Raw genomic sequence first — 24,709 nt, 5'->3', positions numbered from 1 at the left:
ACACGTACAGGGCGAGGGCAAATCGGAACCTGTGCAAGAGGCTAACCCATGTCGATGACGAAATCAGAGGTCTGCGTGATCATCGCGGCCAAGAATGCGGCGCGCACGATCGCGGTCGCCATCGCGTCCGCGTTGCGCGAACCCGAGGTCGCGGAGGTCGTCGTCGTCGACGACGGCTCCACCGACAATACCGCCGAGGTAGCCCGCTCCGCCGACGATGGCAGCGGCCGGCTCGAGGTCATGCGCCTCGACGTCAATCGCGGTCCCTCCTTCGCCCGCAATGCCGCGATCGCCGGCTCGACAGCGCCGTTCATCAGCATCCTGGATGCCGACGACTTCTTTCTCGAGGGCCGGTTCCGCAACCTGTTTGCCGTCGCCGACTGGGATTTCGCGGCCGACAACATCATGCTCATCAGGGACGATGCGACGAGCGATGCGACCAAGATCGTCGCCCCGGATTTTGCCGCCGATCCGGAATTCCTCGACTTCGAGCGCTTCGTCGAAGGCAATATCTCCAGGCGCCGCGTGCAAAGAGGCGAGCTTGGCTTCCTGAAGCCGGTGATCAGCCGCGCCTTCCTCGACCGGCACCGATTGCGCTACGATGAAAGCCTGCGGCTGGGCGAGGACTACGAACTCTACGCCCGCGCGGTCGCCCACGGCGCGCGGTTCAAGGTCATCCGTTCCTGCGGTTATGGCGCCGTCGTGCGCGCTGATTCGCTGAGCGGCCGCCACAAGACGCAGGATTTGAAGCGACTGGCAGACGCCGATCTGGCGCTGCTCGCGATTGACAGCCTGCCGGAAGGCTCCAAGGCGGTGCTGCGGCGGCACGAGCGGCATGTGCGCGACAAATACCGGCTGCGCAATTTTCTCGACGTGAAGGCCGAGCGCGGGCTGGCTTCGGCTGCGGCCTACGCCTTATCAAGTCAGTCCAACCTGGTCCCCATCGTCCAGGGCGTGGCCTCCGACAAGCTGGAGGCGCTGTTTCGGCGCGTTGGCCTCGTGTCCGGGCAAAAACGCGTGCCGCCGCTGCGTTTCCTGATGGCCGGGACAAGTGCTGGCAAGGAGCGGTAAGGGCGGGGGAATGCCTGCTTCACCCGCTAGGAAGCAGGCACTTCGCGCAAACCATTTCCACCGGATTTATGAGTTTACGAATTGGGTGGTTGCCTCACGGCTCCGACGATGGCAGTCTATGTTGCGGTGCAGCAAATTGAACGACCAACCGAACTGGCCCCCGATCGGATTGGTCCGGCGTCTCTCCCGTCAAAAGGAGTTGGACGGTGCGGTACGAGCTTTTCGGCCCCGCTTTTGGGGATTGGCCAGTGGTCGGCAAGGTAAGCCGGCGATGACAGGAATTTAAGCCCATGGCCTCGATATTTGGCTTCAGATCAAGGGATCCCGCCCGCGACCGGCAGGCCGACATAGCGCGCCTCGACCGGCTGGCGAAATTGTTCGAGCAGATCGCCGCCGAGATCGAGGCCGAGAAGACCGGCCTGGAGAGCCGCTACCGCAAGACGGCCACCAACGCGGCCTTTCTCGTCGAAGCCATGGAAAACGGCTCCGCTTCCGACAGGCGCTCATCCGAAGTCAGCGCGCTGACGCAATCGATCCTGAATTGCGAGCGCCGCATCGCCGCATTGTCGCGCCAGGACGGCCTGATGAAGGAGCTCCGTCATTCGCTGGATAGGGTCTTCGACGAGGATAGGGCGTCCGATTCGGTCGCCGAGGTCGATGTCACCAGGCCCGCGGGAACCGGCCGGGCGTGACGATAAAGGCATGGGACTACTTCAAAGGCACGATGCAAGCCTCAAAGGGATGATGCAAGACAGAGGGATTTCGGGAGGGGCAAAGAGGAGGCCAAGGTTGGCCCGTTTGGAAGCGGTTCAAACGTCGACTTTGGGTTGGGGACGCACAGCGCAAAGGTGAGTTTGGTATGAATTCGGATTCGAAAACCACGTCCATGACAGCAATTGGCGCAACCTGCGTCGCGCATGAGACCCGGCAAGCCGACCTGCGGCGGCTGGGCTTGATCGGCGGGCTGCTTCTGGCTGCGCTCGGCAGCCTCTTTGCGGCTCCCGCGCACGCACAGGATATCCAGTCGGCTCCCTCTTTCGTCGATGATTTCAAGAGCTTCGATCGGTCGCGCTGGTATGTGTCCGATGGCTGGAGCAACGGCAGTCATCAGAATTGCACCTGGTCGAAGGGGCTGGTCGAGCTTTCGGACGGTGTGCTGTCGCTTGGCTTCGAAAAGCAGAAGCTGAAGGATCGCGAGTTCGCCTGCGGCGAGGTCCAGACCAAGCAGCGCTTTGGTTATGGCACCTATGAGGCGCGGTTGAAGACCGATGCCGGCTCCGGCCTCAACGCGGCGTTCTTCACCTATATCGGCCCGTCGGACAAGCAGCCCTGGGACGAGATCGACTTCGAGATCCTGACCAAGGACACCTCCAAGGTGCAGGTCAACGCCTATATCGACGGCAAGGGCAAGAACGAGAAGCTGGTCGAGGTGCCGGGCGGCACCGACAAGGCCTTCAACGACTACGCCTTCGTCTGGGAGAAGGACAGTTTGCGCTGGTACGTCAACGGCCAGCTGGTGAACACCATCACCGACCCGGCGAAGCTGCCCAGCCATGCGCAGAAGATCTTCTTCAGCCTTTGGGGCAGCGACACCATGAAGGGCTGGATGGGCGCGTTCGCGGATCCGGGCCGCAAGCTTTCGCTGCAGGTCGAACGCGTCGCCTTCACCGCGCTCGGCGACCCCTGCCAGTTTCCGGAATCGCTCGTATGCAGCGTAAAAGAGTTGGGAAAGACGAATTGAACCGGCCGGACCGAAAACGGGTCGCGGCCATGGATGGGAATGAAACCGAATGAACTTGACGGTGTTTGGAATTGGCTATGTCGGCCTCGTGCAGGCGGCGGTGCTTGCCGAGGTTGGCCACCAGGTTGTTTGCGTCGACATCGATGAAAACAAGGTGGAGCGCCTCAACCAGGGTTTCGTCCCGATCTTCGAGCCAGGCCTCGAAAGCATCGTCAGGGAGAATCACGCCGCCGGCCGCATCAAATTCACCACCGATGCCGCCGCCGCCGTCCGGCACGGTGAAATCCAGATGATCGCGGTCGGCACGCCGCCCGGCGAGGACGGCTCGGCCGACCTCAAATATGTGCTGGCGGTCGCCGAGACCATCGGCCGCGAGATGGACACCGCCAAGATCGTCGTAGGCAAGTCGACCGTGCCGGTCGGCACCTGCGAAAAGGTGAAGGCCAGGATCGCCAAGACGCTGAAGGAGAGAGGGCGCGAGGACCTGAGCTTCGACGTCGCCTCCAATCCCGAATTTCTCAAGGAAGGCTCGGCCGTCGCCGACTGCATGAAGCCCGACCGCATCATCGTCGGTACTTCGAGCGAGGAGACCGAGGCGGTGATGCGCGAGCTCTACGCGCCCTTCAACCGCAACCACGAAAAGATGATCGTGATGGACGTGCGCAGCGCCGAATTCACGAAATACGCCGCCAACTGCATGCTGGCCACCAAGATCAGCTTCATGAACGAGATGGCCAATCTGGCCGAGCAGCTCGGCGCCGACATCGAGGAGGTGCGCAAGGGCATCGGCAGCGATCCGCGCATCGGCTACCACTTCATCTATCCGGGTCTCGGCTATGGCGGCTCGTGCTTTCCCAAGGACGTCCGTGCCCTGATCAAGACCGCCGAGGGCGTCAAGTTCGACGCCAAGCTGCTGCGTGCCGTCGAGGAGCGCAACAACGACCAGAAATCCGTGCTGTTCGACAAGGTGAACCGCTATTTCAAGGGCAATCTCAAGGGCAAGACCTTTGCGCTCTGGGGCCTGGCTTTCAAGCCCAACACCGACGACATGCGCGAGGCGCCGGCGCGTGTCCTGATGGAAGCGCTGTGGAACGCCGGCGCGACCGTGCAGGCTTACGATCCCGAGGCGATGCAGGAATGCCAGGCCATCTATGGCCTGCGCGACGACCTGATGCTGTGCGGCACCAAGGAAGCCGCCCTGCGCGGCGCCGATGCGCTGCTCATCGCCACCGAATGGAAGAGTTTCCGCGCCCCGTCCTTCGATGCGTTGAAGGACGCGCTGACCACACCGGTCATCTTCGACGGCCGCAACCTCTACGACCCCAAGGTCGTGGCGCGCTACGGCATCGAATACCACTCGATCGGCAGAATGGCGGCATGACAGCGAGTGTGGAAGGCAAGCAGGATTTGGCACACGCGCGCGGCGCGGAAAGGAGTTGTGGCTGATGGTGCTGGACGTAAAGCCGGAGCAAATCACCAAGGATCATTTCGATCTCATCGCGATCGGTTCCGGCTTCGGTTCGGCCTTCTTCCTGCACGAGTTCGCCAAGCGGCGTAAGGCGCGCATCCTGGTGCTGGAATGGGGTCGGCACAACACGCATGAATGGCAGCTCGGCGAGAACGCCAACACCGACATCGACGACGAGACGACCTACAAGACCAACTCCGACAAGCCGTGGAACTACACGATCGGACTGGGTGGCGGGACCAACTGCTGGTTCGCGCAGACGCCGAGGTTCCATCCCAACGACTTCAGGCTGAAAAGCGCCTATGGCATCGGCAATGACTGGCCGATCAGCTATGACGATGTCGAGCCGTTCTACTGCGATGCCGAAGAGATCATGTCGATCTCCGGCGATCCGGACATGGCGGCGATGCTGCCGCGCTCGAAGCCGTTTCCGCAACCGCCGCATCGCATGTCGACGCCCGACAGGATGATGAAGGCGGCCCAGCCCGACCAGCACTTCGTCATGCCGACCGCCCGCGCCCGGGTGCCGACCGCACAGCGCACCTCATGCTGTGCCAACCTGCGCTGCTGGCTGTGCCCGGTCGACGCGAAATTCACTGTCAACAACGGCCTGATGCATGTCTTCGAGCATCCCGACGTTTCGGTCTGCCTCGGCGCGGAAGTGCGCAGGCTCGATCAGGTCGGCGGCACGGTCCGTTCGGTCACCTTCGTTCATGACGGCAAGGAGTATCAGGTCAGCGGCGACCTCTTCATTCTCGGCGCCAACGCCATCCAGAGCGCTGCGATCATGCTGCGCTCCGGCCTGGGAGACGAATTCGTCGGGCGCGGCCTGCATGAATCCTATGGCTGGAATTTCGAGGTCTATCTCGACGGCGTCGACAATTTCGACGGCAGCACCATCACGACAGGCCTGAATTTCGGCCTCTATGACGGTCCGCACCGGTCCGAGCACGCGGCCGCACTGGTCTATTTCGAAAACCGCTGGCAGCACGGGATGCGCGCCGAGAAGGGGCGGCTGCGCCAGACGCTGCCGCTGGTCGTGGTCACCGAAAACCTGCTCGATGACGAGAATTTCGTCACCCTCGACGAGGACGACAATGCCTTTGTCTCCTTCAAGGCGCCGTCGGACTATGCGGTCAAGGGCATGGCCCGGGCGCTGGACAAATTGCCGGGACTGCTTGCCCCGCTGCCGGTCAAACGGCTTTTTGATCGCGGCATAAGGCCGACGGAATCGCATGTCCAGGGCACGCTGAGGATGGGCACCGGCCCGGCCGATTCGGTGATCGACAGCAACATGATCCATCACCGGTTGAGAAACCTGGTTGTCGTCGGCACCAGCACCTATCCGAGCTGCTCCTGCGCCAACCCAAGCCTGACCGCGGCGGCTTTGTCGCTGCGGGCGGCGAGCCGGATCGCGTGAGAGGAGCGGGCCGATGATCGAAGTCACACGGCGTTCGGCACTGGCCATCCTGGCGGGCGGCGTTGCCTCGACAGGCGTCGCCTACGCGGCCGTCTCCTCGTTTTCGGACGAGGATCTGGTTCGCGTCACGCTGGAAAAATATCTCGGCAGGCTGAACATGCGCATCGAGCATCTGCAGCAGTTCGTGCTGGAGTTCCGCAACCGCAATCCCTGGATATTTCCGAGCCAAAAGCTGGGCGATGCCGTCACCTTGCTTGAAAAGACCAAGCTCGGCCAGGCGCGCGGATTGCTGCCGCGGCAGAAGCAGCATGATCTCAGGCATTTCGATCGCTGGGCCGTCGCCGAGTTCCATATGCTGACGGACTATGCCTGGCGCAGTTCGCCCGACGACCCCATCCGGTTCACCGGATGGAACTCATGCACCAATCCGTTCGCGACGCTTCATCCGCCACAGAGCGCTTGAGGCGCCTTCGACGCGGCTCTTCATCGGCCGCATGACTGAAACGCGAGAAGACCAGGAGCCAGGATCATGAAAGTCCTCTTTGCCAGCGGCAACGGCTATCCGCCCGAGTTCGGTGGCGGCGTCCAATCCAGCACGCATCATCTGGTGCAGCAGCTGATCGAACATGGCCATGAGGCATCGGTGCTCGCCGCCCTGTTCGGCGACGGCATGTTCGGCCTCAAGGCGCGCGCCAAGATGAAGCTCATGCGGCAACCGGCGGTCGTCGACAGCTTTCCCGGTTACCCGGTGATCAGGACATGGTTTCCCTGGGAGGCGGCAGGGTTTGCCGTCAAGAAACTGAAGCCGGACGTGACGGTGGTCCAGTGCCACAAATCGGTTCCGCTCGGCAAAGCGCTGCAGGCCGAGGGCGTGCCGCTGGTCGTCTATCTCAGAAATGTCGAGTTCCACGAGCTGGGCGGTGATTTGCGCGAGTTGGGTTCCGCACTCTACATCGCGAATTCGGAATTCACCGCGCGCAGCTACAAACGGGAATTCGGCATCGAGGCGACGGTCATCCCGCCGACCATCAACCCGACGCAGTACAGCACGCCGACCACGGGCCAGTTCGTCACCCTGATCAATCCCTATGAGGAAAAGGGCTTCGAACTGGCGGTGCGCATTGCCGGCGCCTGCCCGGAAATCCCGTTCCTGTTCGTTGAAAGCTGGAAGCTCGAGGACGATCATCGCGCGCGCATCGAAGAGACGATCGCGCCGCTCGGCAATGTCACGCTGGAGAGCCGCACCAACGACATGAAGACGATCTATGGCCGCACCAGGATCCTGCTTGCGCCCTCGAAATGGGAGGAGGCCTGGGGCCGCGTCGCGTCCGAGGCCCATTGCAGCGGCATCCCGGTCGTCGGCTCACGGCGCGGCGGCCTGCCCGAGGCCATCGGCCCCGGCGGCACGGTGCTCGACTATGACGCGCCGCTCATCGACTGGGTCGCGGCCGTCAGGCTGCTGTGGAACGACAACAAGGAATATGAGCGGGTCTCGGGTCTGGCGCGCGGCTTCGCGGCGCGTCCGGAACTCGATCCCGATCGCCAGTTCGTCACCTTCTTCTCGATCCTGGACAGGGCGGTGCGGCAGCGCGCGCTGCAGGCGGCGTAGCCAGCGTTCGGGAAGGCCGCCCGATCAAGCCGGGCGCTTGACCCGGCTTTTCAGCGTTTCGTAGCCGCGGGCGCCAAGCAGGGCGCGGGCGAGCGCCTTGGCGGCGCCCTTGCGGCCTTGCTGCGAGTTGATCTGCCGCAGCCTGGCCGGCAGGTTGCGCGCTGCCTGGCCGAGCGCCGGCAGCGACAGCGCGTCGGGGAAGCTCACCATATGCGTTTCGACGCACAGCACCGGCTTGCCCGACAGTTCCGTGATCTTCAGCGCCTGCGCATGCTCGCTTTCGATGAACAGGATGGCATTGGATTTGCGGTAGAAATCGGCCTTGAAACTGCCATGCGCGCCGAGCCGCTGGCGCTCCGCCTTGCTCGGCAGGTCGAGCATGATCAGCTGGTCGTACAGGATGCCGTTCTTGGCCAGCCACGCCTCGGTCAGCGCGCGGTATTTCTCCAGCCGGCTGGTGACCAGCCAGCCGATCCTGTGGGTCGGCGCGTGAAGCGGCCGCGCTTCGCTGAGGAACTTCTCATAGGCCGGACCATCGTCGTTTTCCGCCTCGGTCGGATCGAGGCACAGCACGCCGTCTATGTCGACGCAGCACTCTCCCAGGAATTTGTGATGCATGAAATTCCACTGGAACATGCGCGGATGCGGCACGACCTCGAAGACGACGTCGATTTCCTGATGCTGCGGCTGCAGGCCGAACACGGCGGCATAGGTGAAGTCGGCCTCGATGCCGGCGGCCTGGATGCGGGCACGGGCGTCGCGCATGGCGTTGCCGCCGGCGACGCTGTCGTCGATCACCAGCACCTTGCGCATGTCCGAGACCTTACGGTCGAGCGCTGCGCGCCGCTTGGTGACGCCTGATGTGTAGACCCGGCCTTCCAGGAAGCTATCCAGGTCGGTCATAGGAATGTTCGCCGCAAGGCTGACCAGCGTCGCGGCCAGCACGCCGCTTCTGGGCACGCCGACCACCAGGTCGATGTCGCGCGGCAGCCGGTGAAGGTTGCCGACGATGGTGTCGTTCATGTCGGAGATCGATCGGTAGTGCATGGATCAGACCTGATGTTCGTGTGGATGGGTTAGCCGGCAAAGGCGCCGAAATTATTGCGCCTCGCGCGGCGTTGCCGCCGGCTGTCTTGCCGGCAGCATTTTCACGGCCTCACGCAAGGCCTCGCGGCCGGATGCGAAGGCCAGCGCGACGACAATGGTGATGAGGTAGGCAAGGACGGCGCCGCTGGCCAAGGCGACGACATGCTGCTGCGGCAGCATCGGCTTGATCAGCCAGACCGCCGCCAGCGCCAGATGCGCGCCGAGCACGAACGGCGTTGCGGCGCGCAGCACATGGCTGGCTTGCAGCGGTCCGCTCCTGCCGACATAGAGCCACAGGAACGGCGTGCGCAGATATTCGCTGACCGCATAGGCGATCGCCACGCCGAGCGCGCCATAGGGCAGGCCGATCGCGAAGGCGAGCACCGAGGTCACGGCCGTGATGATGCCCCAGCGCATGAAGTCGCCGGAGCGGCCCTGGCTGACGAAAAGCCAGCCAGCCGGGTTGTTGAGCGGCTGCAGCAGCCCGGCAAAGCCGAGCGCCAGGAAGATCGCAGCACTTGCGCGCCACTGTTCGCCGAGAACGAAGGGGATCAGCACATCCGACATCGCGGTGGCAAAGGCGACGCCGGGCAGCGCCACCAGAAGGATCAGCGGCATGACGCGCAGATAGGCGCTGCGGTAGCGGTCCGGTTCGTCCTTCAGCCTGGACAGCGCCGGCACCATGACCTTCGACAGCGGATTGGTGATCTGGCTGAGCGGGAACAGAAGCAGCTTGTAGGCGCGGTCGTAGAGGCCGAGTTGCTGCTCGCCCCAGTATTTGCCGATCAGCACATTGTCGAGGTTGCGGGCGAAGAAATTGGCGAAGTTGAAGCCGGTAATGCCGGCGCCGAAATTGATCAGCTCGCCGATCCCGGCGACCTTGCGCGGCAGGCCGGGCCGCCAGCGCGAGCTTGCCCAGTAGCACAGCGTCGGCAGCACCGCGCCGGTCAGCGTGCCGGCAAAAAGCGCCCAGTAGGAGCGGTCGATGAAGGTCCAGGCGATCGATACGACCAACCCGGCGACGGCACTGGCGACGTCGATGACCGCCAGGCGGCCGAACTGCATGCGCCGCGTCAAAAGCGCCAGGTGCTGGGCGCCGAGCCCATAGGCCATGATCTGCAGCCCGAACGCGGCGACCAGCCCGGCCACGCGCGGCTCGCCATAGAAGGCGGCGACCAGCGGTGCCGCGCCCGCGAGCACGCAGGCAAGGATCGCGCTGACCGCGACATTGATCCAGAAGAGGTAGTTCACCTCCTCGTGGCGGATGCCCGATTTCTGGATCGTTGCCTGGGTCAGGCCGAAATCCTGGAACAGCGCGATGAAGGCCAGCACCGGCGCGCACATCGCCACGACGCCGAAATCCTGCGGCGACAGCAGCCGCGACAGCACGATGACGGATATGATCTGTGTCGCGACCCGCACCGATTGCGACATGGCGGTCACCACCGCGCCGCGCCCGACGGATTTGCGCAGCGAGCCTTCCGGCGGATCGAATGGGTTGGCTTCCAAATTCAGGATTCCTGATTTTTGCGCGGATTTCCGTACCTTGAAAATCCACGCCCGCCGCCAGCCCCAAACTACGGCAATAATTTTGCAGTGCAACAGAAAATGTCCATGGCGGCGCCAAAAATGTTGCGATGCAGCAAGAGCTGTACTAGCATCCCTGTGGGTGGGGTCAAACAGCGGTCGAGTTTTCATGCTGCATGTCTTGTACCTGGTGCACGATGTTTCCGATCCGGCGGTTCGCCGACGGGTCACAATGCTCAGGACAGGCGGCGCCCGGGTCACCCTGGCGGGCTTTCGCCGCACCGCAACCCCGATTTCCGATATAGAAGGATTGCAGCCGATCGACCTCGGCGCGACGCGCGACGGCCGATTCGCCCAGCGTCTGGCGGCGGTGGCGAAAGCGACGGTTTCGATCGGCGCGAAGTTGAAAGGCATGCCGCGGCCCGATCTCATCATCGCGCGCAATCTGGAAATGCTGGCGCTGGCGCGCCGCGCCAGGTCGGCTTTCGGCTCCGCTGTGCCGATCGTCTATGAATGTCTCGACATCCACCGCCTTGTGCTCCGCGACGACATGCTGGGCAAGGCGCTGCGCGCCACGGAACGCCATCTGGCGCGCGACGTGAAGCTGCTGGTGACCAGTTCGCCCGCCTTCATCGCCAATTATTTCAAGCCCTTCCGCCAGGTCGCCGCCCCCGTCGAGCTGGTCGAGAACAAATATTTCGAGGCCGCGGCGATCCTGCCCGGCGAGCGTGAGCCGGTGGAAGCGCCTGCCGCCCCGCCATGGCGAATTGGCTGGTTCGGAGCGCTGCGCTGCCGGCGTTCGCTCAAGCTTCTGGCCGATTTCACCCATCGCATGGATGGACGTTTCGAAGTCGTGCTGCGCGGGCGTCCGGCGCTCTCCGAATTCCCGGATTTCCACGCCTTCGTCGATGCCGAACCTTATCTGTCGTTTCGCGGACCCTATCGCAATCCGGAGGACATGGCGGGGATCTATCAGGACGTGCATTTCTCCTGGGCGATAGATTTCTTCGAGGAGGGGCAGAATTCGGAATGGCTGCTGCCCAACCGCCTCTATGAAGGCTGCCGCTTCGGGGCGGTGCCGATCTCGATGGGCCATACCGAAACCGGACGGTTCCTCAGCCGGCAGCACATCGGCGTCCTGTTGCCCAAGGCGACGCCCGACGCGCTTGAAACCGCACTCGGCACGATGGACGAGCATCGCTTCGGCAGGCTGAAGGCGCGCGTGCTGGCCCGCAATCCGAGGACGTGGAGCTACGATCGCAGCGACTGCAGCGCGCTGGTCGAAAAACTGCGCCGCCTGACCACCGTGCGCGAACCCCTCGCGGCCGAGGCCCTGGCATAGGATGAACCATCGCCCAATGACGCAAGCGCTTCCCTCCAGCCTGATCGTGATTCCTTGCCTGAACGAGGCAGCCCATATCGGTGCGCTGCTTGGCCAGCTCTGCCCGGCGGCGGCAAGGCTTGGCGCCCGGATCGTCGTCGCCGATGGCGGCAGCACCGACGGCACGCTGGCCATTGTCGGAGAGATCGCCGCGAAGGACCCGCGCGTCATCCTGCTCCACAACAAGCGCCGCATCCAGAGCGCGGCGATCAATCTCGCCGTTGGCACTTTCGGTGAAGGCGCGGAGTATCTCATCCGCATCGACGCGCATGGCGGCTATCCCGACGATTATTGCGACCGGCTGCTCGAGGAAGCGCTGGCCACATCAGCCGATTCGGTCGTGGTTTCGATGCTGACCAGCGGCAGCGGCACTGTGCAGAAATCGGTCGCCGCGGCGCAGAATTCGAAACTCGGCACCGGTGGTTCCAAGCATCGTCACCTCTCCGCCGGAGAATGGGTCGACCACGGTCATCACGCGCTGATGCGGATATCGGCCTTCGGCGCTGTCGGCGGCTATGACGAGACCTTCAGCCACAATGAGGATGCCGAGCTCGATTACCGGCTGCGGCAGGCCGGTTACAAGATCTGGATGAGCGGCAAGACGCAGATGGTCTACTATCCTCGCGCCTCGCTCAAAGGCCTCTATTTCCAGTATCTCGGTTATGGCCGCGGCCGCGCCAAGAATGTGCTGAAACACCGCGTCATCCCGAAGGTCCGGCAGATGGTGCCGCTGGCGGTCTTCCCGGTGGTGCTTCTGGCGGCCTTCTCCTTCGTGCACTGGATCGCGGCCGTGCCGCTGCTGATCTGGGCCTCGGTCTGCCTGGGCTATGGCCTGGTGACGGCCATTCGCCAGCGCAATGCCGACATCGCGCTGGCCGGCGTCTCGGCCATGGTCATGCATTTCGGCTGGTCCGTCGGCTTCTGGCTGCAGCTTTTCGGCCTCGGCGCGCGACGCGGGGTGGCGTGATGGTGGTTCAGTCCAGGAACCGCAGTATCGACATCGGTGTGTGCACGTTCCGCCGGCCGGAACTGGCCGACACGCTGCGCTCGCTCGCCGCCATGGACATGCCTGAAGGGTTCGATGTCAGCGTCATCGTCGCCGACAATGACGACACGCCGAGCGCAGAGGCGCTGGTGACGGCGCTGTCGCAGGAATTGGCGCTGCCGGTCCGCTACCGGCATGCCCCGGCGCGCAACATTTCGGTCGCCCGCAACGCTTGCCTCGATGCCAGCGAGGCGGATTTCCTCGCCTTCGTAGACGACGATGAGACGGCCTCGGCCCGTTGGCTGGCCGAGCTGGTGGCGACGGCCGAAGACAGTGGTGCGACAGCCGTGCTCGGCCCGGTGCGGGCGCTCTACCGCCCGGATGCGCCCGACTGGATGCGGCGCGGCGATTTCCATTCGACCTTGCCGGTCTGGGTGCGCGGCGAGATCCGCACCGGCTACACCTGCAACGTCCTGCTGCGCATGGGATCGGACAGCCTGCGCGGCCGCCGCTTCAGCCTGGCGCGCGGCCAGACCGGCGGTGAAGACACCGAATTCTTCGACCAGATGGTCAGGGCCGGTGGCCGCATCGCCTTCGCTCGAGAAGCTTGGGTGGATGAGGTCGTGCCGCGCTCAAGGGCCGCGTTCGACTGGCTTGGCCGCCGTCGCTTCCGTGTCGGCCAGACGCACGGTCACCTCTTGGGCAGCACCGCGCGTGGCATCGGGCTGATCAAGCATGTCGGCTTGGCCTCCGCCAAGGCAGCCTTTTGTTTCGTAGCGGCACTGCCCGTCGTCGCCAGCCCGGTGCGCAGGAACCGCAGCGTGCTGCGCGGCATCATGCATGTCGGTGTCGTCAGCGGCCTTGTCGGCGTCCGCGAACTCCGTCTCTACGGTCAATCCTCACCTGGGGAAGGAGGCAAGCGTGCAGCCTGACGTCTCCCCAACCCCCGATGCTTCAGCCCCCGATGTTTCCTTTGTCATCGCCGCCTACAATGCCGAGGCGACGCTCGACCGCGCGATTGCCAGCGCCATCGCGCAGAAGGGTGTCAGCGTCGAGATAATCGTCGTCGACGACCAGTCGCGCGACGCCACGCTCGACGTGGCGCGAGCCTATCCCGGAGACATCGTGCGCGTTGTGGCGCTTGCCAGGAATCGCGGTCCCGGCGGCGCCCGGAATGCCGGGCTCGACGTCGCGCGCGGCAGGTGGGTCGCGGTGCTCGATTCCGACGATGCCGTCTTTCCCGGCCGTCTCGCCGCCATGATCAGCCGCGCCGAAAAGGCGGATGCCCAGATTGCCGTCGACAACCTCCAGGTCATCCGCGAGGACGGTGTGGTCGAGGATGCGATGTTCCCGCGGCTGTATCTGGAAGGCCTGCGCGAGATTTCGCTGGCCACCTACATCGCCGGCAACATCGTCTTCGAATCGAAGTTCAACCTCGGCTACCTCAAGCCGATCTTCCAGCGCCGGCTCCTCGATGAGAACCGGCTTCGCTATGACGAGAAGCTGAGGATCGGCGAGGACTACATCCTGTTTGCCGAGGCGCTCGCCAAGGGCGGCAAATGCGTGGTCGAGCCGGAGATCGGCTACGCCTACCATATTCGCAGTGGCTCCATCTCGCGTGTGCTCGAGCTTCACCATGTCGAAGCGATGCGCGACGCGGATGCCGTATTCGCTCGAACCCATCGGATGGACGAGGCGGCCCAGGCGGCCTTTGCCCGGCGCGGCCGCAGCCTGCGCAAGGCGGCCTCCTTCCTGGCGATGGTCCAGCACATCAAGGCGCGGTCCCCGCTCAAGGCGATCCGGACGGCACTAAGCGACCCGGCTGCGGTCAGGCATATGGGCATGCCGATCGCCGTGCGGTTGCGACGAGTAGCGGCACAGTTTGCCGTGGGGGCGGGGAGGTGAAGATGCAGGCACATGGAGGGATTTTTCGTGGCCTGTGAATGGACTGAAGTCGATCTCCTCAGAAGGAATTTGCGATGAAGAAAATCAGGAAAGCCGTGATACCGGTGGCGGGGCTTGGAACACGGTTCCTGCCGGCGACCAAGTCGATGCCGAAGGAGATGCTTCCCGTCGTCGACAGGCCAGTCGTGCAATATGCGGTGGACGAGGCCTTCGAAGCCGGTATCGAGCACATCGTGTTCGTGACCGGCCGCAACAAGGCGGTCATCGAGGACTATTTCGACCTGCATCCGGAATTGATCGGAACCCTGGAGCAGACCGGCAAGAAGACCCAACTGGAGGCGCTCGAAAGCATGCTGCCGGTGGCCGGCGCCACCTCCTTCATCCGCCAGCAGTCGCCGCAGGGCCTGGGCCACGCCGTCTGGTGCGCCCGCGAGGTCATCGGCAACGAGCCCTTCGCCCTGCTTTTGCCCGACATGGTCTCCTTCGGCGGGCGCGGCTGCCTGGCCGAAACCGTCGATCTCTATGAGCGCACCGGCGGCAACGTCATCGCCGTCGAACGCTGCGATCCGAGCGAGACCAACAAATACGGCATTGTCGGCCGCGGCGCCGAAATCGGCGGCGGTTTCGAGGTTACGGCCATGGTCGAAAAGCCGGCCCCGGCCAACGCGCCGTCGAACTTCTACATCAATGGCCGCTACATCCTGCAGCCCGAGATCTTCGCGCTGCTGGGCAATCAGCAGCGTGGCGCCGGCAACGAGATCCAGCTGACGGATGCCATGGTCCGCCTGTCGAAGGACCAGCCGTTCTTCGCCCAGCCTTTCCTGGGCCGCATGTTCGACTGCGGATCCAAGGAAGGCTTCATCCAGGCCAACATCGCCTTCGCGCTGGCGCGCAACGACATGAAGGGCCCGGTTTTCGAGATGCTTCAGGAGTTCGTCCGGTCGCATGAACGCCAGGAAGAAGCCGCATAATGCCCATCTTTCGGGAGTATTGCCGAATGGCTGGCGGCGAGGGGCCGACAGGCCCCCGTCGTCTGGCATGAAGCTTGCGTTGCTTCCCGGCAATGCTCCCGATCGTTGAGGCGCCTGCAAGCCAAAGCATGATCCCGGAAAGTGGATCCCGGTTTCCGGAAAGATCATGCTTAAAACTGAGACAGGTCATGATCCCGAAAGTTTACGGAAAAGATCATGCCCGAACAAAGAGATAGAGCCTCAACCCGATGATCGGGAACGCAACGGGCTCTGGGATTGGACCGACGATGAATTATGCCAACTTTCCTCTCGACAAGAGGATGCCATTGCCGAATTCGGACGCAGGAAACGGCGAAGACTTCATCGATATCGAGCGGCTGCTTGGCATGGCTGCGCGGCAGGCCAAGGTGGTTGCCGTGTGCGCCGCCATCGGTCTTTTCCTGGGCATGCTCTATCTGCAGACAACGCCGCCCAAATATGTGTCGGTCTCGAGCGTTCTGATCGACGAGGGCCTGAACAAGATCGTCGACGACATCTCGGCGGCGTCGACGACCATGCAGACGGATTCCGCAATTCTGAGCCAGATCGAGATCCTGACCTCGACGCGGCTCGCCGCGGTGGTCGTCGACAAGCTCAAGCTCGACCAGAACGACGCGTTCATGAACCCGCCGCAATCCGCGCTCGCCCAGGGCGTCGGGCTGATCCGCGGCCTGATCCAGTACGTTCACCCAAGCTCACCCATGCCGGGCATGGGTGACATCAGCAAGCTTGATCCGGCTACGCGCGATGCGCTGATCGCCACGTCGCGCCGCGACTATGCGATCCTCAAGCTGCAGAACGAGATCCGGGCGGATCGTGTCGGCCGAAGCTACGTCATCGCGCTTGGCTACCAGGCGACGGATCCCGGTCTGGCGAAAGCGATCACCAAGGCCTATGCCGACGCCTACCTGGCCGATCAGCTCGATGCCAGCTTCGACGCCACCGAGCGCGCGGCGGTTTGGCTGCAGGGCCGGCTGACGGAACTGCGCGAAAGCTCGCAGCAGGCATCGCTGGCGGTCGAGAAATTCAGGGCCGAACACGGCCTGTCCGCCAACAGCGATGGTCAGCTGATGAGCGACAAGCAGCTTGCCGACCTCAACGCCCAGCTGATCGTGGCACAGGCCGACACCGCGCGCGCCAGCGCCCGCTACCAGCAGTACAAGTCGATCGTCGAAAGCGGCTCCGACAACGCCTTCAACGATGCCGCCATTTCGAGCGATCAGCCGAGCAGTTCGGTCATTTCGGCGCTTAAGACCCGCTACCTCACCGTCGCCAAGCGGCAGCAGGATGTCGAGGCGAATTTCGGACCCAACCATCCTCAGGCCGTGGCGCTTGCCAAGGAGAAGGCCGATATATCGAAGCAGATTTTCGGCGAGCTGAAGCAGCTCACCGAAAGCTATCGCAACGAATATGAGGTGGCGCTGGCGCGCGAGACGGCGCTCAGGGCCAATGTTGCCGCCGCTCAGGGCAAGAGTTCCATCGACAACCAGTCGCAGGTCCAGTTGCGCGACCTCGACCAGAAGGCGACCGCGCTCACCACGCTCTATCAGACCTTCCTCGGCCGCTATGAGGAAGCCGCGCAGCAGCAATCCTTCCCGGTCGGCAAGATCCGTATCATCTCGGACGCCTCGACGCCGCTCTCCGCCTCGAGCCCGCGCACCGTCATCGTGCTCGGCCTGTCGCTCGTGCTCGGCGTGCTGATGGGCGCCGGCTTCGGCGGCCTCAACGAGTTCAACGAGCGGTTCTTCCGGACCGGCGAGGAGGTCCGCGACCGCGTCGGCCTCAAATTCCTCGGCTATTTGCCGACCGTCGGCAGCAGGCCCGCCAAGGAGGACAAGCAGGCAGAGGCTCTGCCGGATGCCAAGAAAGCCAGGTCGCCGGCGGCCATCGAAAGACGGGCGCGCATGCGGGTCAGCATCGACGCGCCGGCGTCGATGTTCTCCGAGACGCTGCGCAGCGCCAAGATCGCCTTTGATGTCGTCATGGAAGGACAGGGCAGCCGCGTCGTCGGCGTCATCTCGGTGCTTCCCGGCGAAGGCAAGTCGACGGTCGCGGCCAATCTCGCCGGGCTGCTGGCCGCCAACGGCGCCAGGACGCTGCTCATCGACGGTGACTTGCGCAATCCGGGCCTCAGCCGCAGCCTCGGCATGGAGGCCGAGCAAGGCCTGATGGAGGCCGTGGTCAACGGCCAGACCTGGCAATCCGTCGGCAAGATCGACCGGCAGACCAAGCTCGCCATCATCCCCGCCGTGCTGCGCGGCAACTTCTCGCACACCAGCGAACTGTTGTCCTCGGCGGGAATGCGGCGCTTCATCGAGAACGCCAAGGAGACGTTCGAGTATATCGTCGTCGACCTGCCGCCGCTCGGTCCGGTGGTCGACGCCAAGGCCTTCGCGCCGTTGGTCGACGGTTTCGTGCTCGTCACCGAATGGGGCCGCACGCCGCGCGCCATGGTGCGGTCGATGCTGGAATCCGAACCCTATGTCGCCAACAAGATCGTCGGCGCGGTGCTGAACAAGGTCGACCTGAAGAAGCTCGCCAAATACGGATCGTTCGGCGCGTCGGAGAAATTCTTCGACAAATATTCGAGCTACTATCTCGACAAGTCCGAAGTGCGCAGCAAGGCGACGGTCTAGGCGGTAGGCCGCTGCCCAAGCAGCTTCAATCTCCATGCCTGTCGGCGGTTCTGATCAGTGTCAGGTCGCCGGTCAGGAAATTGAGGCGCCGCTTGACCGCGAAAATTCTAATGCCGTCAACAAGGTGACCTCAGCGGGTCCCTCGTGCTTTGTCCACCATCCATTTTGACTCGTCTTCACCTCTTTACACCGTCGCCAATGGCCTTGCGGTTCCGAGTGTTCTGCGAGATTTGCCATACCTGATGTCTGAAAATCCAATTGAAGATTTTCAAACCATGAAAATGCAGAGCCGGTTAACAGCTTAGAAGCCTTATGCTATGTAACCTCAGGGGACATGGTGGGGGATATTATCGTGAGCCAATCGGCCACAGTATTAAAGCAAGACAACAGCGAGCCCGAGAAAATTGCCACAACCATCGGCGATAGGCTTTCGCAAGAGCTTGTCATAGCATTGGTCGGCCCGGTGGCTTCGGGCGTCTCGACTACAGCAAAATTTCTATCGGACCTCCTTTCTCAGAAATACGGGTACGATGTCTGTCAGACGATCAAGCCAAGTACAATTATTAAAGCCGAAGCGTATAGAGTAGGAAGAGCGCCTACTGATAAGCAACCACTGGGTGCGTACATTACCGCAATGCAAGATATTGGAAATAAACTTCGCTCAGAGTTTGGAAGTGATTATCTGGCCGAAAAAGCCGTCGAGCAGATTGTGCTCTTCCGTAAGCAGAGGAAGGGGTATACGGCTGAAGGCCTGCCGCTTCCTGGCCGACGGGCATACATTATAGATTCTATCAAGAATCCCGAAGAGTCTATTCTGCTGAAGCAGATATATGGCGAGACCCTTTGCCTATTTGGCGTGTTTGCTCCGGACAATTTGCGGAGGCAACGGTTGCTAGACGATGGTGCGGGCCACCAGGAAGTTGATGCCATACTTGATAGAGATCAGAATGAATATCCTACGTTTGGGCAGAAAACGCGAAAGGTATTCGTTGAAGCAGATTTCTTTATCTGTAATGATAAAAAGCCTGAGGAACTGCATTCAAGCGTAGAACGACTTCTCGATATTATATTCGGTACTAGGATTAGAACGCCCACTCGTGCTGAGTCCGCCATGTATGAGGCTACTTCAGCTGCGTCGAACTCAGCGTGCATGTCTCGGCAGGTTGGAGCGGCAATCGTTGCGAAAAACGGTGAATTAATATCGGTCGGCTGGAATGACGTTCCAAAGTTCGGGGGCGGCTTGTATCGCGAGGACGATCAGTCAGTTTGGAGTCAAGATAAGCATCGGATAGAGGACAGTGATCACCGATGCTTTAAGTGGCAGCAAAAGATTTGCCACAACGAGATCCGGCGCAATGCTATCAAGGACACAATTGTCGACCGCATCCTAAAATCGGTGATAGTCAAGGATGGCGTGAAAAGGAAGAAGGCAGAAGAGATACTCGACGGTACCGGAATTGATGATTTAATAGAATTCTCTAGGTCAATCCACGCTGAGATGGATGCAATACTTGGGGTTGCGAGAGAGGGGAAGCACTCACTGGTTGGATCAACCCTTTATACGAACACCTATCCGTGCCACAATTGCGCTCGTCACATAGTGGCCGCCGGAATCCAATCGGTTGTGTATATCCAGCCATATCGAAAGAGCTTAGCAACCGTACTCCACTCGGACGCCATCACTGAAGACCCCGACCAAAAGGGAAAAGTGATTTTTAGTCAGTTCGATGGGGTGGCGCCTAGAAATTATCTCAGGCTTTTCCAGCAAGCTGGGGAGAGAAAGAAGGGCGGACACGTGGTGTCAGTGGATCATATGAAGGCTGTGCCTGTCTTTCGAATGGCGCTTGATTCGCCAGCCGAATATGAGTCTAAAGTGATTGCCGATCTCACCGATAAGGAAAAGACACCAATTGGCAAAGGGGCGTGACATGTCGAAGCGCAAGGATGTCTCGGGTCGTTCCGATCAATTGGAATTCGTCTGGAACGGCAACGGCCAAAGGACCGGCGTTGCCTCAGGCAAGGCTGGAAATGTCGTGCGACTTTTGGATGCCGCAACGCTTTCCATTCGCCGAGAGGCTGTCGAGCGAGTTGCTCGCTCTGGCATCTTTCGGACTCCCGCCGGAAAACGGTAAATTGGTGGTCAACTCGGTAGCCGTTATTGCGCTTTAAGTTTCCAAGCTGGCCTGCCGGACGCCAATCACATCCGCACACATCATGAGAAGGGTGGCGGTGAGGCTGCCACGGCTGGAGAATCTCGCGGATATTTGCGACCAGAGCGCGGCGAACGGAACCCCGGTCCGCGCGATCGTCGGGCAGGACCCTGTCGGGTTCGCCGAGGCGTTTCTCCAAAACTACTTGGAAGGCCAGTGGATCAACAAGGAGCGGAAACGGCTGACCGACGCCATTGATCGCGCCGCAGGCGATGTCCAGACGCCTACGCCGCTTTGAGCCGGTAGCGGAAGACGGTGTGGTCGAGCAGCAGCCGGATGCGCGGTTCGGCTTCGGCGGCCACCAGCCAGCTTGCCGCGATCATGGTCGCGGCGACCACTGCCATCGACAGGAGATAAGGCACTCCGGCACGCACCATCGCTCCGAGCATTGCCGCGCCGACGACGTCGTGGATCAGGTAGAGCGGGTAGGTCATCAGGCCGATCCGGCGCCAGCCGCTCCAGCTGAGGTCAAGCCGGAGCGACCATGCCATCAGCGCGATGGCGAAGAGGAAGATCAGGATCGGCGGCGCATAGGGCATCACGGTATTGACCTTGATGCTGTGGACGTCGACCGAACTGGCGATCTGAAGTACGCCGCCGCCAAGGAACAGCAGGCAGAAGCCAAGGCGAGGCGCCGTCAGTGCCTTGAACCGCATCAGCCAGAGCAGCACGCCGACGGCGAAGAAGCAGCCGTGATGCACCAAAGTGAGCTGCAGCAGCCGCGTCTCGGCGAAGTCCGCCCAGCCGAGCGGATAATAGAGGCACCAGAACAGCGTGCTGATCAGGCCGATGACGATGGCGACCGCCTCCATCAGATGGAAACGGCCGAGCCGCAGCAAGGCCCAGACGACGGCGTAGAAGGCGATCTCGATGCCGAGTGTCCAGTAGACGCTGTCCACCCAGGGACCATAGGGTGCGAACAGGCCGGTACGGACCAGCCGGACCACCGCGTCGGTCGGCCAGCTCAGGCCGATGGCAAGAAGCAGCACGGCGGTCACCGGCGCGCAGATCCAGACAGCCGGTGCCAGCCGTTTGAACCTGGCCTCGAAAAACCGCAGCGGCGTCGATTTCTCGGCGCTGAAGGCGATGACAAAGCCGCTGATGACGAAGAAGATCTCGACGCCGACCCAGCCGGACCCGACCCAGGCGCCTATAACGGGCTGCGCCGGCACGCCGCCCGTGGCCTGTGCCGAGATGCCGTCCGGATAGGCCCAGACCCAGAATCCGTAATGGTAGACCATGACGAGCACGGCAGCGAGGAATCGCAATATGTCCACACCGCCGAATGAAATCTTTTGCTGAGCCATGCGATCCCGATCGGATGGCCCCCCGCGTCAAGTGTAGGGTGTCATGCTGCGCCGCACAACAAACGATCAAGCAATGCGGCGATCACAAACGTCGCCGCGCCGCAACATACGCGAATGGCGGCGCGCCGCGGGCGCCCCGCATGCCTGTCAGACTCCGATCCCGCGCGCCTTCATGGCAGCGGTGATCTCGTCGAGGATGGCCGGGTCGTCGATGGTCGCCGGCATCGTCCATTCCTCCTTGTCGGCGATCTTCTGCATGGTGCCGCGCAGGATCTTGCCCGACCGCGTCTTGGGCAGGCGCTTGATCGTCACCACGGTCTTGAAGGCGGCGACCGGGCCGATGCGCTCGCGCACCAGCGCCACGACCTCCTTTTCGATGGCGTCGCCCTCGCGCGCGGCACCGGCGTTCAGCACCACGAAGCCGAGCGGAATTTGCCCCTTCATCGCATCGGCGATGCCGACGACGGCGCATTCGGCGACATCGGGATGGGCGGCCAGCACCTCTTCCATGGCGCCGGTCGACAGCCGGTGGCCGGCGACATTGATGATGTCGTCGGTGCGGGCCATCACATAGAGATAGCCGTCCTCGTCGATCATGCCGGCGTCGGCCGTCTTGTAGAAGCCGGGGAACTCGTCGAGATAGGCCTGGCGGAAGCGCTGGTCGGCGTTCCACAGCGTCGGCAGGCAGCCCGCCGGCAGCGGCAGTTTGACCACGACATTGCCGAGCGTCCCTCGCGGCACTTCGTGGCCGGCATCGTCGAGCACGCGGATGTCGTAGCCGGGCATCGGCACGCCAGGCGAACCGTATTTCACCGGCAGCAGGCCGAGCCCCGCCGGATTGATGGTCATCGGAGAACCGGTCTCGGTCTGCCACCAATGGTCGACCACCGGCACGCTGAGCTTCTGCTCCGCCCATTTGATGGTTTCGGGGTCTGCGCGCTCGCCCGCCAGGAACAGCGTGCGGAATTTCGACAGATCGTATTTGGCTACGAATTCGCCCTTGGGATCCTGCCCCTTGATCGCCCGGAACGCCGTCGGCGCGGTGAACAGCGCGACCACGCCATGGTCCGAGATCACCCGCCAGTAGGTGCCGGCGTCGGGCGTGCCGATCGGCTTGCCCTCGAACAGGATGCTGGTGCAGCCATGCAGCAGCGGTCCGTAGACGATGTAGGAATGGCCGACCACCCAGCCGACATCGGATGCCGCCCAGAACACTTCGCCCGGCTTGACGCCGAACTCGTTTTCCATCGTCCATTTCAGCGCGACCATGTGGCCACCATTGTCGCGCACGATGCCCTTGGGCTGGCCGGTCGTGCCCGACGTGTAGATGATGTAGAGCGGATCGGTGGCCAGCACCGGCACGCAGTCGACATTGGCGCCGGCAGCCCGCTCGCGCGCGACGGCGTCGGCATAGTCGATGTCGAAATGCTCCTTCAGTTCGCAGCGCAGCTGGTCGCGCTGCAGGATCAGGCAGGCGTCCGGCTTGTGGCCCGACATCTCGATCGCCTTGTCGAGCAGCGGCTTGTAGGCAACGACCCGGCCCGGTTCCAGGCCGCAGGAGGCCGAAATGATCAGCTTCGGTTTGGCATCATCGATGCGGGTGGCCAGTTCATGCGAGGCAAAGCCGCCGAAGACGACCGAATGCACGGCGCCGATGCGGGAACAGGCGAGCATGGCGATGGCCGCCTCCGCCACCATCGGCATGTAGATGATGACACGGTCGCCCTTAGCGATGCCCTGGTTCTTCAGCACCGAGGTCAGCGCCACCACCTCGCGCTTGAGCTCGGCATAGGTGAATTTTTTGACCGTCCCGGTGATGGCGCTGTCATAAATCAGCGCGATCTGGTCGGCGCGCCCGCCGGCGACATGCCGGTCGATGGCGTTGTAGCAGGTGTTGCAGGTGGCACCCGTAAACCAGCGGCCATAGACGCCGGCGCTGGCATCGAACACCTTGTCCCAGGGCGAATACCAGTCGATGGCGCCGGCCGCGTCCGCCCAGAATTGTTCCGGGTCGCGTTTCCAGCCGTCATAGACCTCGTGATAGCGTGAAGCCATCCGTAACCTCCCCAGGAAACCATTTGCCGTCTTTGCCAACAGCCTATGCTGTTTTTTCCGGCGCTGTCTTCCCTGATTTTCGTATGAACCCGTCACGGCTTGACCCTTGGCGCACCGTATCGTGAAGTGAGGTCTTCTCGGGGGAGGGTCTGAGCAGTGCGCCATCCAGCGTCGATCACGGCAAAACCGGTGTTTGCGCTGGCGATCGGTGCGCTGCTCGCGATCTCCACCGCTTCCGCCCTGGCCGGAGACGCCGCGGCCAGGCGCATAATCGGCTTCTCGCCCGATGGCGCCTATTTCGCCTTCGAGCAATATGGTGAGCTCGATGCGGGCGCCTCGGCGTCCGGTTATTCCGAGATCGACATCATCGACACGCGCACCGATGAGTTCGTCGGCGGCAAGCCGATCCTGGTCGTCGACGAATCCGAGGAGGCGACGCTGACCCTCGACCAGGCGAGGGCGCAAGCGACCGCCAGGGCAAAACCCATCCTCGCCAAATATGCCATCGCCCCGCGCGGCAAGCAGACGGCCTCCGACAAGTTCACTTTCCCGGGCGAGATGGTCGCCTATGCCGACATTTCCCGCCTCGAACAGGTGTCGCAAAAGTGGCTTTCGCCGCTCTATGATGAGACCGGGATTTCGACCATTCAGCTCGACGAAATCCTGGCCAATAGTACGACCGATTGTTCGCCGAGTTTCGAAGACAGCCAGCAAGGTGACAAGGCCCTTCAAGGGGACAGGACGGGCAAGGCGCTCGGCTTCCGCTTGACGCTGCAGGGACAGGACGGCAAGCCGTTCAAGACACTGCACGAGGACAAGGCCGTGCCGGGCTCGAGAAACTGCCCCGACCTCCTACAGCCTGTCGGAAGCCTATGAATACACGCCGTCCGGCAAGCCGGCGGTGATCGTCGTGCTGGTGCAGCGCTTCAGCCAGGGCTTTGAAGGACGCGACCGACGCTTCATCGCCGTGACCGGTCAGCCTCGCTGAGAGACTGGCCGATAGCCGTCTAACAAACGGTATTCATTGGACGAAATGTCGACCGCACTAGATCGGCAGGGCCACAAGCATGAGGCCTACGCCACCGAAGATCAAAATGGCCGCCGCCAGGGCTTTCCGATGACGTTCGAAAGTCGTCGGAGCCCGCTCCCAGTTGTAACGCATACGCTATCTCCCCAAAACCCCGGGAGTCCTTACCTTACTTAGGGGAAGAAAAGCAACGGCCCGGCGGGTCGACGCGCTTGCCGGAGGCCTTATGGTGACGACTATTTCTGGGGTGATCTCGGTTGGGAGCGGGTGA

The 24,709-nt window shown here is 62.6% G+C and carries 19 protein-coding genes and 1 pseudogene; 16 read left to right on the top strand and 4 right to left on the bottom strand.

Going from position 1 to position 24,709, the window contains the following annotated elements; translation table 11 throughout:
- The first annotated feature begins 48 nt into the window (after window positions 1–48).
- From JG746_RS01210 to JG746_RS01180, 7 genes are all read left to right on the top strand, one after another.
- Window positions 49–1,071 carry a glycosyltransferase family 2 protein gene (locus JG746_RS01210; RefSeq protein WP_202356525.1) on the top strand — a complete coding sequence of 341 codons (1,023 nt, stop codon included), beginning with the start codon at window positions 49–51 and terminating at the stop codon, window positions 1,069–1,071.
- Window positions 1,072–1,361: 290 nt separating this feature from the next.
- The gene (locus JG746_RS01205) at window positions 1,362–1,763 is read left to right on the top strand and encodes a hypothetical protein (protein ID WP_202356524.1); all 402 of its coding nucleotides are present in this window, start codon (window positions 1,362–1,364) and stop codon (window positions 1,761–1,763) included.
- A gap of 167 nt (window positions 1,764–1,930) precedes the next feature.
- Window positions 1,931–2,812 carry an endo-1,3-1,4-beta-glycanase ExoK gene (gene exoK / locus JG746_RS01200; RefSeq protein WP_202356523.1) on the top strand — a complete coding sequence of 294 codons (882 nt, stop codon included), beginning with the start codon at window positions 1,931–1,933 and terminating at the stop codon, window positions 2,810–2,812.
- Window positions 2,813–2,861: 49 nt separating this feature from the next.
- Window positions 2,862–4,193: a UDP-glucose dehydrogenase family protein gene (locus tag JG746_RS01195; RefSeq protein WP_202356522.1), complete on the top strand. Its 1,332-nt coding sequence runs from the start codon at window positions 2,862–2,864 to the stop codon at window positions 4,191–4,193.
- Between the two features lie 64 nt (window positions 4,194–4,257).
- Window positions 4,258–5,700, top strand: coding sequence for a GMC oxidoreductase (locus JG746_RS01190; protein WP_202356521.1), 1,443 nt, complete (start codon window positions 4,258–4,260; stop codon window positions 5,698–5,700).
- Window positions 5,701–5,713: 13 nt separating this feature from the next.
- Complete coding sequence (locus tag JG746_RS01185) at window positions 5,714–6,163, top strand: hypothetical protein (RefSeq protein WP_202356520.1); 450 nt, start codon at window positions 5,714–5,716, stop codon at window positions 6,161–6,163.
- A 66-nt stretch (window positions 6,164–6,229) separates the two neighbouring features.
- Complete coding sequence (locus tag JG746_RS01180) at window positions 6,230–7,309, top strand: glycosyltransferase (protein WP_202356519.1); 1,080 nt, start codon at window positions 6,230–6,232, stop codon at window positions 7,307–7,309.
- Window positions 7,310–7,333: 24 nt separating this feature from the next.
- Here JG746_RS01180 and JG746_RS01175 read toward each other — a convergent pair whose 3' ends face one another.
- Both JG746_RS01175 and JG746_RS01170 read right to left on the bottom strand, forming a co-directional pair.
- Window positions 7,334–8,356, bottom strand: a complete 1,023-nt coding sequence (locus JG746_RS01175) for a phosphoribosyltransferase family protein (RefSeq protein WP_202356518.1) — start codon at window positions 8,354–8,356, stop codon at window positions 7,334–7,336.
- Window positions 8,357–8,407: 51 nt separating this feature from the next.
- Window positions 8,408–9,904 (bottom strand): lipopolysaccharide biosynthesis protein, encoded by a 1,497-nt coding sequence (locus JG746_RS01170; RefSeq protein ID WP_202356517.1) that lies wholly within the window; start codon window positions 9,902–9,904, stop codon window positions 8,408–8,410.
- A 187-nt stretch (window positions 9,905–10,091) separates the two neighbouring features.
- On the opposite strand from JG746_RS01170, the gene JG746_RS01165 reads away from it, so the two are divergent.
- The 8 genes from JG746_RS01165 to JG746_RS01130 all read left to right on the top strand — a co-directional run bounded on the left by JG746_RS01165 (window position 10,092) and on the right by JG746_RS01130 (window position 20,287).
- On the top strand, window positions 10,092–11,264 hold the full coding sequence (locus JG746_RS01165) for a glycosyl transferase family 1 (protein ID WP_202356516.1): 1,173 nt from the start codon (window positions 10,092–10,094) through the stop codon (window positions 11,262–11,264).
- Window positions 11,265–11,280: 16 nt separating this feature from the next.
- The gene (locus JG746_RS01160) at window positions 11,281–12,270 is read left to right on the top strand and encodes a glycosyltransferase family 2 protein (protein ID WP_202356515.1); all 990 of its coding nucleotides are present in this window, start codon (window positions 11,281–11,283) and stop codon (window positions 12,268–12,270) included.
- The gene (locus JG746_RS01155) at window positions 12,270–13,220 is read left to right on the top strand and encodes a glycosyltransferase (RefSeq protein WP_202356514.1); all 951 of its coding nucleotides are present in this window, start codon (window positions 12,270–12,272) and stop codon (window positions 13,218–13,220) included. Before JG746_RS01160 ends, JG746_RS01155 begins: the two co-directional genes overlap by 1 nt.
- The gene (locus JG746_RS01150) at window positions 13,210–14,193 is read left to right on the top strand and encodes a glycosyltransferase family 2 protein (protein WP_202356513.1); all 984 of its coding nucleotides are present in this window, start codon (window positions 13,210–13,212) and stop codon (window positions 14,191–14,193) included. The genes JG746_RS01155 and JG746_RS01150 overlap by 11 nt, the downstream gene beginning before the upstream one ends.
- A 74-nt stretch (window positions 14,194–14,267) precedes the next feature.
- Complete coding sequence (locus JG746_RS01145) at window positions 14,268–15,164, top strand: UTP--glucose-1-phosphate uridylyltransferase (protein ID WP_019862855.1); 897 nt, start codon at window positions 14,268–14,270, stop codon at window positions 15,162–15,164.
- A gap of 287 nt (window positions 15,165–15,451) precedes the next feature.
- Window positions 15,452–17,839, top strand: coding sequence for a polysaccharide biosynthesis tyrosine autokinase (locus JG746_RS01140; RefSeq protein ID WP_202356512.1), 2,388 nt, complete (start codon window positions 15,452–15,454; stop codon window positions 17,837–17,839).
- A 352-nt stretch (window positions 17,840–18,191) separates the two neighbouring features.
- Window positions 18,192–19,766: an anti-phage dCTP deaminase gene (locus tag JG746_RS01135; RefSeq protein WP_202356511.1), complete on the top strand. Its 1,575-nt coding sequence runs from the start codon at window positions 18,192–18,194 to the stop codon at window positions 19,764–19,766.
- 302 nt (window positions 19,767–20,068) lie between these two features.
- Window positions 20,069–20,287, top strand: coding sequence for a hypothetical protein (locus JG746_RS01130; RefSeq protein ID WP_244730630.1), 219 nt, complete (start codon window positions 20,069–20,071; stop codon window positions 20,285–20,287).
- Here the strand turns inward: JG746_RS01130 and JG746_RS01125 are convergent.
- Window positions 20,274–21,356 (bottom strand): acyltransferase family protein, encoded by a 1,083-nt coding sequence (locus tag JG746_RS01125; RefSeq protein ID WP_202356509.1) that lies wholly within the window; start codon window positions 21,354–21,356, stop codon window positions 20,274–20,276. The genes JG746_RS01130 and JG746_RS01125 overlap by 14 nt on opposite strands.
- A 147-nt stretch (window positions 21,357–21,503) precedes the next feature.
- The gene (locus tag JG746_RS01120) at window positions 21,504–23,411 is read right to left on the bottom strand and encodes a propionyl-CoA synthetase (protein WP_202356508.1); all 1,908 of its coding nucleotides are present in this window, start codon (window positions 23,409–23,411) and stop codon (window positions 21,504–21,506) included.
- Between the two features lie 156 nt (window positions 23,412–23,567).
- Here JG746_RS01120 and JG746_RS01115 point away from each other — a divergent pair.
- Window positions 23,568–24,399 (top strand): annotated as a pseudogene (locus JG746_RS01115) (DUF2259 domain-containing protein).
- Window positions 24,400–24,709 lie beyond the last annotated feature (310 nt).

The organism is Mesorhizobium sp. 113-3-3 (assembly GCF_016756495.1).
In the GTDB taxonomy this organism is placed as follows: Bacteria; Pseudomonadota; Alphaproteobacteria; order Rhizobiales; family Rhizobiaceae; genus Mesorhizobium.
This window is presented reverse-complemented; position numbering and strand designations above follow the sequence as displayed.